The 13,506-nt window shown below is 58.2% G+C and carries 14 protein-coding genes and 1 tRNA gene; 8 read left to right on the top strand and 7 right to left on the bottom strand.

The features are described 5' to 3' along the window. Positions 1 to 322: 322 nt before the first annotated feature. Positions 323 to 880, top strand: coding sequence for a tyrosine-protein phosphatase (locus A15D_RS06930; protein ID WP_158245785.1), 558 nt, complete (start codon positions 323 to 325; stop codon positions 878 to 880). On the opposite strand, the gene yegS is transcribed toward A15D_RS06930, so the two are convergent. Beyond that, positions 869 to 1,771, bottom strand: coding sequence for a lipid kinase YegS (gene yegS / locus A15D_RS06925; protein ID WP_102791330.1), 903 nt, complete (start codon positions 1,769 to 1,771; stop codon positions 869 to 871). The genes A15D_RS06930 and yegS overlap by 12 nt on opposite strands. A 189-nt stretch (positions 1,772 to 1,960) precedes the next feature. On the opposite strand from yegS, the gene A15D_RS06920 reads away from it, so the two are divergent. Together A15D_RS06920 and A15D_RS06915 are read left to right on the top strand one after the other, a co-directional pair. Continuing rightward, positions 1,961 to 2,188, top strand: a complete 228-nt coding sequence (locus A15D_RS06920; RefSeq protein WP_102791329.1) for a DUF2061 domain-containing protein — start codon at positions 1,961 to 1,963, stop codon at positions 2,186 to 2,188. Positions 2,189 to 2,238: 50 nt separating this feature from the next. Beyond that, a complete protein-coding gene (locus tag A15D_RS06915) occupies positions 2,239 to 2,922 on the top strand; it encodes a TetR/AcrR family transcriptional regulator (RefSeq protein WP_102791328.1) in 684 nt (227 codons plus the stop codon). Between the two features lie 28 nt (positions 2,923 to 2,950). Here the strand turns inward: A15D_RS06915 and A15D_RS06910 are convergent, their stop codons facing one another. From A15D_RS06910 to A15D_RS06885, 6 genes are all read right to left on the bottom strand, one after another. After that, positions 2,951 to 3,745, bottom strand: coding sequence for a class I SAM-dependent methyltransferase (locus A15D_RS06910; protein ID WP_233192129.1), 795 nt, complete (start codon positions 3,743 to 3,745; stop codon positions 2,951 to 2,953). 14 nt (positions 3,746 to 3,759) lie between these two features. Next, complete coding sequence (locus tag A15D_RS06905) at positions 3,760 to 4,326, bottom strand: TetR/AcrR family transcriptional regulator (protein WP_102791327.1); 567 nt, start codon at positions 4,324 to 4,326, stop codon at positions 3,760 to 3,762. Between the two features lie 24 nt (positions 4,327 to 4,350). Then, positions 4,351 to 7,119 (bottom strand): valine--tRNA ligase, encoded by a 2,769-nt coding sequence (locus A15D_RS06900; RefSeq protein WP_102791326.1) that lies wholly within the window; start codon positions 7,117 to 7,119, stop codon positions 4,351 to 4,353. Between the two features lie 103 nt (positions 7,120 to 7,222). Then, positions 7,223 to 7,612 (bottom strand): hypothetical protein, encoded by a 390-nt coding sequence (locus tag A15D_RS06895; RefSeq protein WP_102791339.1) that lies wholly within the window; start codon positions 7,610 to 7,612, stop codon positions 7,223 to 7,225. Between the two features lie 19 nt (positions 7,613 to 7,631). After that, positions 7,632 to 8,051, bottom strand: coding sequence for a DNA polymerase III subunit chi (locus A15D_RS06890; RefSeq protein WP_102791325.1), 420 nt, complete (start codon positions 8,049 to 8,051; stop codon positions 7,632 to 7,634). Positions 8,052 to 8,124: 73 nt separating this feature from the next. Further along, positions 8,125 to 9,597, bottom strand: coding sequence for a leucyl aminopeptidase (locus A15D_RS06885; protein WP_102791324.1), 1,473 nt, complete (start codon positions 9,595 to 9,597; stop codon positions 8,125 to 8,127). Positions 9,598 to 9,867: 270 nt separating this feature from the next. Between A15D_RS06885 and lptF the strand changes: the two genes are divergently transcribed. The 5 genes from lptF (at position 9,868) to A15D_RS06860 (ending at position 13,465) form a co-directional block, all read left to right on the top strand. Beyond that, entirely contained in the window at positions 9,868 to 10,986 is a 1,119-nt protein-coding gene (lptF, locus tag A15D_RS06880; protein ID WP_233192127.1) for an LPS export ABC transporter permease LptF, read from the top strand. Next, positions 10,983 to 12,044, top strand: coding sequence for an LPS export ABC transporter permease LptG (lptG, locus tag A15D_RS06875; protein WP_102791323.1), 1,062 nt, complete (start codon positions 10,983 to 10,985; stop codon positions 12,042 to 12,044). The genes lptF and lptG overlap by 4 nt, the downstream gene beginning before the upstream one ends. A 3-nt stretch (positions 12,045 to 12,047) precedes the next feature. Next, positions 12,048 to 12,758 carry a PP2C family serine/threonine-protein phosphatase gene (locus A15D_RS06870; protein WP_102791322.1) on the top strand — a complete coding sequence of 237 codons (711 nt, stop codon included), beginning with the start codon at positions 12,048 to 12,050 and terminating at the stop codon, positions 12,756 to 12,758. A gap of 44 nt (positions 12,759 to 12,802) precedes the next feature. Beyond that, positions 12,803 to 12,889 (top strand) — tRNA-Leu (locus A15D_RS06865). A gap of 99 nt (positions 12,890 to 12,988) precedes the next feature. Continuing rightward, a complete protein-coding gene (locus A15D_RS06860; protein ID WP_102791321.1) occupies positions 12,989 to 13,465 on the top strand; it encodes an RDD family protein in 477 nt (158 codons plus the stop codon). Positions 13,466 to 13,506: the final 41 nt, after the last annotated feature.

Raw genomic sequence — 13,506 nt, 5'->3', positions numbered from 1 at the left:
TGCACCGAAGGTGCCAGGGTGAGGCGCCGCAGGCGTCCCGAAGGGATAGCGAGCTGGCTCGCTACCTAAGTAGGCCATAATCGCGCCAGCCGCCAGCCGCCAGCCGCAACATGCCCGACGCTAAACCCCAAACACGCCCCCACGCCAACACAAAAAACGGTCGCCCGTCGGAGCCTGCCTTCAACACCTCAATCGCCATGCAAGCATGGCTCCCACAAGCAAGTATGTGGCTCTGTCACCAAACCGAAAAACCGTCGTCATCAAGCATACCCATGCCGTCCCCATGCTGGTTGGTCAGACCAGAGATGACGGAAGATACCCGATGATCTTTTATATATGCATTTTGGTGGCAGCCATCGCGTTCCTTGCCTATCGCTACCATAAACTGATGTACCACTTTCGATCTGTAAAAGCGGGAAAGCTCTACCGAAGTGGTACGCTTGGGCCGGTCGGCTTGTGGGTAATGCACCGGATTTTCCGGGTGAATACCATCGTTAATCTACGACTCGAAAATGAGTACGTGAAAGGCGGCTGGTACCACCGTCAGAAGCGTTATTGTGAGCGCCATGGCATTCGTCTGGTCAACATTCCAATGGCCCAGGATACGCCGCCTAGCGAAGCCCAGATTGGCCAGATGATGGATGAGCTTGATCGCGAGGGCAGCCGTTGCCTGGTGCATTGCGAAATGGGCGTCATCCGTACCGGTATGATGGTGGTGGCGGTCGCGACGCGCCGTTATGGGGTGCGGGATCAGGGGGTATGGCAGCATTTCCCCCTTTATGGTCATAAACTGGATAACCGTCGTCAGCGGGTGCGTGAGTTTATCCTGCGCTGTTCGAGAGCGACAGATGCCTCTGCCTCCATGGCATCATCCCAGTAACGGGCAATCTTCCGGGAGGTGCAGTGAGATGCGGTCGCGCACCACTGCTACCTCAAAGCGGGTATCCTTGAGGGGCTCACCATCGAGATTGAAGTGCATGGCTGAGGGCGTCTCGACGGTCAGTGAGGCGACTCTTGCCCGAACAAACAGCCCTTCGTGATCCGGGTCCTGCCGTGCCTCGCTATCAAACAGCTCACGGACTCCCGCCAGTAAGTCCATATCTGCAGGCAAGATCGCTACATCGAGCAGTCCATCATTGATCACGGCATCCGGGCAGAGTTGTTGACCGCCGCCTGCCTGGCGGCCGTTTCCGAGACCGGCAGCCAGAAACTCCCCTTCCCATTCGAAGTCACCATTACTGAAGCGACCTTTGGCTGCCGTGATTTCGGTGAATTTGCTTAGCCCTGTGAGGAAGTAGGCTGCACCGCCTAACAGGTTTTTCAGCTCTTCCGACGTTTGTGTGGTGACTTCAGTTCCAAACCCGCCGGTGGCCATGTTCAGAAAGTAATGATCATTAATCCTGACTGCATCGCAGGGAGAAGCCTGACGGCCAACAAGGGATAACGCCTCTTCCATGTCCTGGGGGATCCCGGCAGCAGTGGCGAAATCATTTGCCGTGCCAAGAGGCAAGATGGCAAGAGACAGGTCGTCACGACCACTGGCAAGCATGGCATGAGCAATATCGCGGATGGAGCCGTCGCCCCCGCCGGCGATTAATGTGCGGTAGTCAGCGTCCAGGGCTTCCTGGACGTAGCGTTCGGCATCGCCCCCTTCCCAGGTGACACGGACGGCAATATGGTGGCCTTGCTCCCGCCATTTCATGACGGCGTTACGAACTGCTTCGTTAGCCGCTTGCTTGCCATGGAGAATAAGAAAACTGTGCGTGGTCATCCCATTTCCTGCCAGAGTGAACAGAATGACAGAGTAGCCGGGTCGAAGAGCAAAGAGGAGAGCCGGGAGCGCAGCTTTACAAGGATTAACGTCGTTTATAGTTTTTTGCTATCAAAGTAATAATTCAATAGCGCTTAACTATTTTTATGTTGGGCATGATAATCAATCTCAGTTAATGAGGTAATTATCATGGTCAAGACAGTCAGCTTTGGTGTAATGCATATTTCGGTGGCCTTTTTCGTGGTCTGGGCAATGACCGGAGACTGGCGCATTGGTGGGGCGACAGCCCTGGTTGAGCCCTGCGTGAATACAGTGGCGTATCACTTCCACGAGAAGATCTGGAAACGCTGGAAGAACGGCCAAGCCCTGAGCAAAACGGTCATGGCGGAGGATAAACTCAGTGTTTACTCTGCGTGAAGCGTTGGTTAAGCTAGCGAAAAGTATACATTCTCAGGGGTATTTGTCAGGTGCAGAACAAGAGCAGCGACATTGATGCAATCCGTCAGGTGGTGAACCAGGTTCTTGAGGTTCATGCCCGGGAAGAAGGGGGACAGCGATCCCAGGCCCGTGCCGAGATCCTGATCCATTCCATGCAGGTGTTTGCCCAGCGTGGACTGCAACGTACGACTGTACAGCACCTGCTGGATGCCTCTGACGTGTCGCGTCGCACCTTCTATAAATACTTCCGCAACAAGATGGATGTGCTGGAAAGCATTTACCGCATCTTTGTGGACAATATGCTGCTGCACTTCCACAAGGAAGTGAAACAGGCGGGCTCAGCGAAGGATATTATCCGCAACACCACCAAGGTGTACTTCGCTTATCACGTGAGCATGGGGCCGATCATCAAGCTGATGATGGAAGAGGCGCGGTCTTCCGCTTCTGCGCTGGCCCCCCATCGGGAGCGGGCTCAGGCAATTTCGTCTGAAGTGCTGACAGCCCAGATCAGTCGCTTTACTGGTCGTGATTATGATCCGCTGGTGTTCCGTACCATGCTGTGGATGATGGAAAACTATTCCCTGTACATCTTTGAGGATGGCGGTTTCTCCCAGGAGCGGCTGGAGCAGTGTCAGCGCGTGGCAATCGGTATCGCGGAATCGCTGGTGCTGGGCGAGGCGACGCCGGGCATGCTGGAACGCCCAGGCGCCTGACCCTTGTTGCTCCCGATCAGGCCGGAGGTCACTCCTTCGGCTTGATAAACTTGAGCGTCATCCGGTCACTTTCACCAATCGCCAGGTAGGTGTCCCGGTCCTTGTCGCCGAGGCGCAAGCTGGGCGGCAGCGTCCAGACGCCGGCAGGGTGATTGGCTTCATCTTTCGGGTTGGCGTTGATCTCTGAACGTTCCACCAGCGTGAAACCGGCTTTTTCCGCCTGCTCGATCACATACCCCTCACTCATATAGCCCGTTTCAATCTGGCGCTCCAAAGGCCGAACTTCCGGGGCACGGTGTTCCACTACCCCCAAAATTCCTCCCGGCTTCAACGCATCGTAGAAACTGGCGAATACCGCTTCGGTTTTACCGGCTTTGGCCCAGTTATGAACATTGCGGAAGGTGAGGACGCGGTCCACTGTGCCTGCTGGCGCAATCACGGTATGAGTGGGTGGATTCAGGGCGGTGACGCGGACGTGATCATAAAGGCTTGGCGTTTTCGCCAGCCGTGCCTTGAAGAGGGTGACTGAACGGCGGTAAAAAGGCACGTCGCTGTCTTCAGGGAAATGGGCGGCGTAGAACGTGCCGTGCTGATGCAGCCAGGGCGCGAGGATAGAGGTATACCAGCCGCTGCCAGGCCAGACTTCCACCACGGTCATATCCGGTTGGACATCAAAGAATTTCAGGGTTTCTACCGGGTGGCGGTATTCGTTACGGGCTTTTTCTTCTGTGCTGCGGAGTGGTCCGTCGGCAAGTTCATGAAGTGAACCTGCATGGACCAGGCTTGCGGTCAGCAGGGCGGTGAAAATAATCATAAGGCGCATGATCTCGTCTCATCTTATCTGAGGCCGCGGATCAACACCTTCATGTAGTCAGCGGCTTGAGCTTCCAGGCTGCCCTCGCCGGTGAGGGCCCAAGTGTAGGTGGTGCCGATGACAAGGTTTACCATTAACAGGATGGTATCGCGAGTGGGCAGGGCAACGAAGTAGCCATCTTTGCGAAGTTCGTTGAAAAAGGCGTCGGCCACGGGAAGATTCTGTTCGATCAGCGCGAGATAGTTGCGCTGGATGTCGCCCATGAAATCCCCGGCTTCCTGAATCAGCACCCGTGAAAAGGCCTGGTTCTGTTCCAGATAACGGGCCACATTGCGACACAGGTTTTCCAGTCGCTCAAGGGGCGGTTCTACGCTCATCAATGCGGAAAGAATGATGTCGCGGATATCGTTGAGGTTCTCTTCCACGATGGTCAGCAGCAGGGCTTCCTTGGAAGAAAAGAACTTGTAGATCGTGGCCTTGCCCACGGCCGCCTGTTCCGCAATGGTTTTCACCTCTGCGGTACGGAAGCCTTCTCGGGCGAAGACTTCCTGAGCGGCTATCAGGATGCGGGCACGACGCGGGTCATCCATGACTCGGATTCCTGTGTTATAGGGTCAGAGATATTTGATCTTTTCGAGCTGCTCTTCGAGTTTGGCAAGCTGTGAGCGGTAATCGTCAAGCTTGGCCTTTTCCTTGTCGACGACGGCCTGGGGAGCCTTGTCGACAAAGTTCGGGTTTTTCAGCTTTCCTTCTCCACGCCCCACTTCCTTGCGCAGCTTGTCGATTTCCTTGCCCAGACGATCGATCTCCGCATCTTTGTCGATCAGGCCAGCCATGGGCACCAGGATTTCCATGTCACCGACCAGCGCGGTAGCTGATGCCGGGGCGGAGTCGTCCGGGGTTAGCCAGGTGATGGATTCGAGTTTGGCCAGTTTACTGAGGAAGTTGCGGTTGGCATCCAGCAGCGCCTTGTCGCTGTCCTTGCCGTTGTGCAGGTAGAGCGGCAGTGCCTTGCCCAGTGGAATACCCATCTCGCCACGGATGTTGCGCACCGCGGTGATGACCCCCTTGATCCAGGCGATACCGGTTTCCGCGTCGGCGTCGATACGGTTGGTATCGGCGGCGGGGTAGGCCTGCAGCATGATAGTGCTGCCTTCACTGGCACCTTTGCCTGCCAGCGGAGCCACCTTTTGCCAGATCTCTTCGCTGATGAACGGCATGAACGGATGGGCCAGCCGCAGGATGGCTTCCAGTACCTGCACAAGTGTACGACGGGTGCCGCGCTTCTGGGCGTCGGAATAGTCGTCGCCATACAGGACCGGTTTGGACAGCTCCAGATACCAGTCGCAGTACTCGTTCCAGATAAACTCGTAGGCGGCGTGGCTGGCCACATCAAAGCGGAAGCTGTCCAGGGCGTCACAAACTTCCTGCTCGGCACGCTGCAGGGCAGAGATGATCCAGCGGTCGGCCAGTGACAGCTCGACTTCACCTTCAAGACCGCAATCCTGGCCTTCTGTGTTCATCATCACGTAGCGGGCGGCATTCCAGATCTTGTTGCAGAAGTTCCGGTAGCCTTCGATGCGGCCCATGTCCCATTTGATGTCGCGTCCGGTGGAGGCCAGCGACAGGAAAGTGAAGCGCAGTGCATCGGTGCCGTAGGCGTTGATACCGTCCGGGAAATCCTTGCGGGTGCGCTTGGCAATCTGCTTTTCTTTCTGCGGCTGCATCAAGCCCTTGGTGCGTTTGTCGACCAGTTCTTCGAGCTGGATGCCGTCGATCATGTCCAGAGGGTCAAGTACGTTGCCTTTGGACTTGGACATTTTCTGCCCGTCGTTGTCGCGGACCAGGCCGTGTACGTAAACCTTCTTGAAGGGCACCTCACCGGTGAACTTCAGGGTCATCATGATCATCCGCGCAACCCAGAAGAAGATGATGTCAAAGCCGGTGACCAGCACATCCGTGGGGTGGAAGGTGCGCAGGGTTTCTTCATCGTCCGGCCAGCCGAGGGTAGAGAAGGTCCACAGGGCAGAGCTGAACCAGGTGTCGAGGACGTCATCATCCTGGCTGAGGGGGGTGTCGCCCAGATTGTTATCGGCGCGCACTTCCTCTTCGCTGCGACCCACATAGACATTGCCGTCTGCGTCATACCAGGCCGGGATGCGGTGGCCCCACCAGAGTTGTCGGGAGATACACCAGTCCTGCAGGTCTCGCATCCAGGAGTAGTACATGTTTTCGTAGTTCTTCGGCACGAACTGGATATCACCGTTCTCTACCGCGGCGATGGCCGGCTTGGCCAGTTCTTCTACCGCCACAAACCACTGGTCGGTCAGATAGGGTTCGATGATCACACCGGAGCGGTCGCCACGGGGCACCTGCAGGGTGTGATCGGCCACCTTTTCCAGCAGGCCGAGGGCATCCAGGTCGTCGACCACTTTCTTGCGGGCGTCCACACGGTCCAGCCCGCGGTAGGCTTCCGGGACCTCGTCATTGAGGGCCGCATCGATGGTCAGGATATTGATCATCGGCAGGTCGTGGCGTTTGCCCACTTCATAATCGTTGAAGTCGTGGGCGGGGGTAATCTTCACGCAGCCGGAGCCGAAGTCCGGGTCGACATAATCATCGGCAATGATGGGGATGTCGCGATCGGCGAGGGGCAGGCGAATGGTCTTGCCGATCATGTCCTTGTAGCGGGGGTCTTCCGGGTGTACGGCAACGGCGGTATCCCCGAGCATGGTTTCCGGGCGGGTGGTGGCGACTACCAGATGCCCCGAGCCATCAGAAAGCGGGTAGCGGAAGTGCCACATATGGCCCTGCTCTTCCACGTTTTCCACTTCCAGATCAGAAATGGCGGTGTGCAGCTTGGGGTCCCAGTTCACCAGGCGCTTGCCGCGGTAGATCAGGCCTTCCTTGTGGAGGCGGACAAACACTTCACGCACGGCATTGGACAGGCCTTCGTCCATGGTGAAACGCTCACGGGTCCAGTCCACGCTGGCGCCCATGCGGCGCAGTTGGCGGGTAATGGTACCGCCGGATTCGCCTTTCCATTCCCAGACTTTCTCCAGGAATTTTTCGCGGCCCAGTTCATGGCGGTTGGTGCCCTCACCCGCCAGCTTGCGCTCTACCACCATCTGGGTGGCGATGCCGGCGTGGTCGGTGCCCACTTGCCAGAGGGTGTTGCGGCCCTGCATCCGGCGGTAACGAATCAGCGTATCCATGATGGTGTCCTGGAACGCGTGACCCATGTGCAGGCTGCCGGTCACATTGGGGGGCGGGATCATGATGCAGTAGGAATCACCCTGGCCGGAGGGCTTGAAATGACCGGCTTTTTCCCAGGTTTCGTACCAGGATTGCTCAATGCGATCGGGTTGGTAAGTCTTGTCCATGATCTGCGCCTGTTGCCTTTGGATGCTGCATCAAAAAAGAGGGCGCATTATAGCGAAGCCGGGCGGTGCCGTCGTGGGTTCACTGGTGTTATTCAGAGGCTCCCTAGTTCTTGCGACGCAGGGCGTCGCGCAAACGCAGGCGCAGGGCTTTTTCCAGCTTGGGCAGGGCTTCGGCCACCAGTTCGTCGATAACCCTGTCGATATCGGTATTGCTCAGGGTCGGTCGGGGCGCAGAGGGGGCGGGGCCTGCCGGGGAGGCCGTCGCTGGCGCCGGGCGCGTGGTGGGCGGGCTTGCGGTGGGAAGGAACGGATTGCTGCGCTCGCTGGCCAGCTTGCGAATCTGATCGCTGTTCAGCCGGTGATTGACAGGTGCAGCCTGGGGGGCGTCGGCAGGTTCGAGCAGCGGGGCCTTGTCCATGTCATCCAGCAGGGACTGGACATCGCCCAGCTCCCGCAGCAAGTCCTGTTTGCGTGTGTCGCGCTCGTTGTTCATGTCTGTCCCCGCGCTGCTGTCAGCCCAGTTCATGGGTGGTGACCGGGAAACCCCGCTCACGGTAGAAGCGGAAACGGTCCCTGCCTGCCTGTCTTTCGGGTTCGGCGCCACTGATCATTTCCGCGACTCGCTGGAAGCGGGAGGCGAAATTCGGCACGTGATCCGTCAGGTTGATGAGTACGTCGTGGTGTTCGCCCGGATCGCCGTTGTGGCCCAGAATCACCGGTGCCTGCCCTTCGTGATGAATGGCATGGGGCAGGAAGCCAGTCTTCGGAGCTTGCCAGAACTGGCTGTCCAATTGCCGTGCATGCTCCTCATTCCGGCAATGAATATAGACCAGACGCCCTTGTTTCATGGCTTTGTCGGCAATTCGCCAGGCCAGCGCCTGGCGAACGCCATCCCCGGCCTTGCTGCTGAGATAAAAGGTGACTTCGGTCATGGTGGCCCTTCGGGCGTCAGACGTCCGAGGTCGGACGTCTGACGCAGGTTAACGCTGGTGTGTCGCCCGACCGTTATTTTGCCAGATCCATCAGGAAGCGGGTAAGCATGGGGACCGGGCGGCCTGTGGCGCCCTTGCTCATGCCGCCACTGATCCAGGCGGTGCCGGCGATATCCAGATGCGCCCACTTAACGTCTTTTGCGAAGCGGGACAGGAAGCAGGCAGCCGTAATGGAGCCGCCCTTGGGGCCACCGATGTTTTGCATATCGGCAAAGGGGCTATCGAGCTGGCTTTGATACTCATCCCACAGCGGCATGGGCCAGCCCCGGTCCCCAGTCGCCTGACCGGCGGCCAGTAGTGTCTGGCTCAGATCGTCGTCGTTGGCATAAACAGCCTGGGCATGGCTGCCAAGGGCGACCACACAGGCGCCGGTCAGCGTGGCGATGTCGATGACGGTGTGAGGTTTGTGCTTCTGTTGCACATAGGTCAGCGCATCACACAACACCAGACGGCCTTCAGCGTCGGTGTTGAGGATCTCCACGGTCTGGCCGGACAGGGTCTTGACGATGTCGCCGGGGCGAGATGCCCGGCCATCGGGCATGTTCTCTGCCGCTGCGACGACCGCGACCAGGTGAATCGGTAGATCCAGCTCACAGACTGTTTTCACGCTGCCGAAAACGCTGGCGGCGCCGCCCATGTCGTATTTCATCTCGTCCATGTTGGCGCCGGGTTTCAGGGAGATGCCGCCGGTATCAAAGGTGATGCCTTTGCCCACCAGTGCCACGGGGCCCTGCTTGGTGGGTTTGCTGCCTTTGTATTCCATGACGATGATTTGCCCCTGGCGCTCAGAGCCTTTGGCAACGGCGACGAAAGCCCCCATGCCCATCTTTTCAGCCTGGGCCTGACTGACCACTTTGACGGTCAGCTTTTCATACTGCTTGGCCAGCTCGCGGGCAACTCCGGAGAGGTATTCCGGATAGCAGTCATTGGGGGGGAGGTTGCCCAGATCGCGGGCCAGATTGACGCCTGCGGCGACGCCTTTGCCGGTCTTGTGAGCTTTGCCCAGGCTGGCATCTTTCTCTGCATGCCAGTAGGTCCACTTGGCCAGTTTGCTTGCCGCTGCCGGCTGGCTGCGGTACTGGTCAAATCGGTACAAGCCCTCTTCTACGATGCGCGAGCCTTCACGCACCTGCCACTCCAGTGTCTGCGCAAGGGTACTGTCGAGCAGGCAGACGGCATGCTTGATCGGGGCGTTTTGCAGCGCTTTCACGGTGCTGCGTAGTTGCGTCTGCCATTGTGAGTCGGAGGGGGTGTTGTCGCCCGTGCCGACCAGCAGGATGCGAGCGGCAGCCATATCCTCCGGGCCGTGCAGCCAGGCGTGTTGGCCCTTGCTGCCATTAAAGTCGCCAGCCTTGATAAAGGCAGAAATCTGCTTTCGAGTGGCGTCGGGGAGCACCTCAGGCAGGTCGCTCTTCTTGCCCAGGCCGATAACGAGGGCATCAGCTTTGATTTTGTCCAGTGGACGGTTGCTTACGGCGAAATCCATGTTGTCTCCAAGTTGATCAGGGCTGCCAACAACCTGAAATAGTGGGGCCTTGGCAGGGGAAACGCAATGTGACAAACGCGAATGAGTTGGGAAACATTGCGGCTGTTTGCTGTCTTCTGGTGCAGGAATTACCGCCTTTCATGATCGGTCAGTTACACTAGGCAGCATTCTGCTGTGTGTGTCGGTGTGGTGCCGCAGGCTAACGCCTGCCTTTACGGGTATCGACTGCAAAGCCGGCACGCATCAGCGACGTTTCAACGACAAGGACGAGTGGGCCAGCCCTTGATTCTTCATCGCTACATTAACCGGCAAGTGTTCCTCAGTACCGTCATGGTCACCTTTATTCTGGTGATGGTGCTGGTCAGTGGCCGGTTTATCAAATATCTGGCGGAGGCGGCTGCCGGTGAAATTGCCGCTGATGCCTTGTTTCTGGTGATGGCGTTCCGGATGCCGGAATTCCTGCAAATGATTGTGCCGTTGAGCCTCTATATTGCCTTGCTGCTGGTGCTGGGCCGTATGCATATGGATAACGAGATGGTTGTCCTGCGTGCAGGGGGGCAGGGCCATGGCCGGATTGTCCGTTCGCTGGTGGTGCCGGTGTTAATGGCAACCACGTTGGTGGGGTTGTTTTCGCTCTACGTGACCCCTCGCGGCGACGCTGAGGTCAACCGCATTTTCGAGGAGCAGAAAGATCGCTCGGTGCTCGAATTGCTGACCCCTGGTCGCTTCCATGTAAAGGGATCCAGTAACAGTCAGCGCGCGACTTACGCGGAGCATCTCAATCGTGAGAAAGGGGTGCTGGAAAATGTCTTTGTGGCCGACGCCCGTTTTGAAGGGCAGGGTGAAGCCAACCGGTTACTGACGGTGTGGGCGAGAAGCGGCAAGCTGGTTCAGGAAGATGGCATCAGTTATCTGTTGCTGACGGATGGCTTCCAGTACCAGGGAAAACCGGGCCAGCGCGATTACAAGGAAATTGGTTTCAAGGAAGCGCGGGTGCGGATCGGTGGTGAAAAATCGGACAGTCGCCCACCCAAAGTGCGCGGCCGGTCGACCAGAGAATTGATCGCAGAGCGTGAAAATAACCATGAAGCGTTAGCGGAGCTGCAGTGGCGACTATCGCTGATTCTTACGGTGCCGATTATGGCGCTTGCGGCGATTCCGTTGGCCAGGGTGAACCCGCGGCAGGGGCGGTTTTACCGCCTGATCCCTGCTGTGCTGGGCTACATGCTATATGTGGGTATGCTGCTGGTCACGCGCAGCGCCATTGAAGATCACTCCGGGGTGCTGCCCTGGTATCTGGACATGGTCTGGATCCATCTGGTGGCGGCGACCATCGTGTTCCTGCTCTATTTCGGTAACCGGATTTTCCGGCGGAGGGCAGGCGCATGAGATTGCTGAAACGGTATTTCTGGCGGGCGGTCATGGTGCCGACACTGGCGATCCTGGCGATCATTGTGGGCCTGGATTGTCTATTCGGTTTTATCTACGAGCTGGAATTCCTGCGGGGCAACTACCAGGCCATGCAGGCGCTGCAATTCATTCTGACCACAACCCCCAGGCGTGTGCATGAGTATCTGCCCATGGCGATTCTGCTGGGGACGCTGATCGGCCTGGGGCTGCTGGCAAACAGTGGTGAGCTGTCGGTAATTCGGGCGGCAGGGGTGTCCACATTGCGGGTGAGCTGGCTGGTTTTGCGGCCGGTGTTCTTGTTGATCATCCTCTCGATCCCGCTGGGAGAGTACCTGACCCCGTACACCGAGCAGGTGGCCCAGAGTAACCGCTCCATGGCGGAAGGTGGCGGCGAAGCCTTGCGCTCAAAATACGGTTACTGGCATCGGGAAGGCGAGGAGTTCATCCATATCAATGCAGTGCAGCCCAATGGCGTGTTGCATGGACTGACCCGCTATCGTTTTGACGAGCAGCAGAAACTGACAGAAACCCAGTTTGTGGCGCGGGCAATTTACCAGGGGGATTTCTGGTCACTGGAAGGCATCACGGGCACACGCCTGTTCGAAGATCACACCGAGACCTATGAAAAAGATAACGGCGAATGGCAAACACGCCTGACCCCGCAGTTGCTCAGTATTGTTGTGCTCAAGCCCGATCACCTTGCCATGGCCAAGCTGCTGGAATACACCGCGTACCTCAAGCGGCAGGGGCTTGAGACGGCCGATTACATGCTCAGTTTCTGGCAGAAACTGTTTATGCCGCTGGCGACCATCGGCATGGTGCTGATCGCAATTTCCTTTGTCTTCGGCCCGCTCCGGGAAGTCACCATGGGGCTGCGTCTGACGGCAGGGATCGTGGCCGGGCTGATCTTTCATTACGGCCAGCAGTTTTTCGGTCAGTTGTCGCTGGTTTTCCATACCGAGCCCTTGATGGCGGCGGCTGTGCCCCCCGCGTTGTGTCTGGTGCTGGGGATCTGGCTGCTGCAGAGGGTGCGATAACGGATGACAATCTGGCGGGGGCAGGGACGCACCCACAAGGGCAGACGAGCGACCAATGAAGATGCCCTGGTGTGTCGAGACGGAGAAGGCCTTTGGGCCGTGATTGATGGTATGGGTGGCCATGATGCAGGTGATCTGGCGGCCAGCATGATTCGGCAATGCCTGGAGGGGTTGTCTCTGGGCGGCGGCATGGCCCATCGACTCCTGGCGGTGGAAACCGCACTGCAAACCGTTAACCATGCGATACGGCACCATGCCGCCATGCACATGCGCAGCAAGCCCATGGGGGCCACTGTCGTGGTCGTGCTGATTCAGGGCGAAGAGGCGGCCGTGCTGTGGGCTGGTGATGCCCGTCTTTACCGTCAGGAGGGTGAGCGGTTCGATATACTGACCCGCGATCACACCCCCGTGCAGTCCCTGTTGGACGCGGGTGAGCTGACAGAGACCGAAGCCATGCAGCATCCTCGCGCCCACGTGATCTATCAGGCCGTGGGCACTGGGGACAAACTGCGGCTGGAGCAGGCCAGATTTCCTGTCGCTCAGGCGCAGCGTTTTTTGCTGACTACCGATGGGATTCATTCTGTGCTGACCAAAGACGACCTGTTGTCGTTGATGCGTCACCGGGTGTCCGAGTCCGGAATTCTCAAGGCCGCCCTGGACAAGGGCAGTCGTGATAACGTGACTGCGGTGCTCGTGCAGGGCAATCCTGAATAATAGGCTGGCAAAGCAGCGACGGGCTGGTATACTCGCGCCCCACTGCCAGAGTGGTGGAATTGGTAGACACGACGGATTCAAAATCCGTTGCCTTCACGGGCGTGCCGGTTCAAGTCCGGCCTCTGGTACCAAACGATGAAAAAGCCCGCTTCGAGCGGGCTTTTTTATGTCGGGCGTCTGGCGCTGGATCGGACGTCTGCAGCGGAGAAGCGTTGGCTTCGGAGTGAATTATGACCGATTATGCCCCGCCTGCCGGTTTGCTGAAGCGCTTGATGGCGCTGGTCTACGACGGTTTTCTGGTGCTGGCCTTGTGGTTTGTGAGCACAGGGATCTTTGTGCTGGTCTACCCCAAGACCGGTTTGCCCATGGAGGACATCAATGGGGTAACCCGCGCAGCCCCGGGCTATCTCAAGGGGATCCTGCTGCCGTTGTTGCTGGTGGAAACCTGGCTCTTTTACGCCTGGTTCTGGATGCGCGGTGGTCAGACGCTGGGCATGCGTGCCTGGCGCCTGCAGGTTCGTCATTACCGAGGTGGGCCGGTCAAACTGTGGCAGACCGCCGCCCGCTTTCTTGGGGCGTGCCTGTCCTGGGGGCTGTTCGGGGCGGGGTATCTGGTTGTCCTGATCGCCCCGCACCAGACTTTGCATGATCGTTTGTCTGCCACCGCCACGGTGGAGTTGCCGAAGAAACCCAAGGGCAAGAAATAGCCTCTAGAGCAAAGCGCTAACAGCGGGCAAAGCGGATTGTC

Origin of the sequence: Alcanivorax sp. MD8A, assembly GCF_002888555.1 — a bacterium.
In the GTDB taxonomy this organism is placed as follows: Bacteria; Pseudomonadota; Gammaproteobacteria; order Pseudomonadales; family Alcanivoracaceae; genus Alcanivorax.
Note: the sequence above shows the minus strand (reverse complement) of the source record. Positions and strands in the feature narration are given on the sequence as shown.

Coding starts and splice junctions, on each gene's coding strand:
- A15D_RS06885 (WP_102791324.1), bottom strand. CDS start 9,597: ATGGATTTCGCCGTAAGCAACCGTCCACTGGACAAAATCAAAGCTGAT.
- A15D_RS06860 (WP_102791321.1), top strand. CDS start 12,989: ATGACCGATTATGCCCCGCCTGCCGGTTTGCTGAAGCGCTTGATGGCG.
- lptG (WP_102791323.1), top strand. CDS start 10,983: ATGAGATTGCTGAAACGGTATTTCTGGCGGGCGGTCATGGTGCCGACA.
- A15D_RS06920 (WP_102791329.1), top strand. CDS start 1,961: ATGGTCAAGACAGTCAGCTTTGGTGTAATGCATATTTCGGTGGCCTTT.
- A15D_RS06900 (WP_102791326.1), bottom strand. CDS start 7,119: ATGGACAAGACTTACCAACCCGATCGCATTGAGCAATCCTGGTACGAA.
- A15D_RS06870 (WP_102791322.1), top strand. CDS start 12,048: ATGACAATCTGGCGGGGGCAGGGACGCACCCACAAGGGCAGACGAGCG.
- A15D_RS06905 (WP_102791327.1), bottom strand. CDS start 4,326: ATGGATGACCCGCGTCGTGCCCGCATCCTGATAGCCGCTCAGGAAGTC.
- A15D_RS06910 (WP_233192129.1), bottom strand. CDS start 3,745: ATGCGCCTTATGATTATTTTCACCGCCCTGCTGACCGCAAGCCTGGTC.
- A15D_RS06930 (WP_158245785.1), top strand. CDS start 323: ATGATCTTTTATATATGCATTTTGGTGGCAGCCATCGCGTTCCTTGCC.
- yegS (WP_102791330.1), bottom strand. CDS start 1,771: ATGACCACGCACAGTTTTCTTATTCTCCATGGCAAGCAAGCGGCTAAC.
- A15D_RS06895 (WP_102791339.1), bottom strand. CDS start 7,612: ATGAACAACGAGCGCGACACACGCAAACAGGACTTGCTGCGGGAGCTG.
- A15D_RS06890 (WP_102791325.1), bottom strand. CDS start 8,051: ATGACCGAAGTCACCTTTTATCTCAGCAGCAAGGCCGGGGATGGCGTT.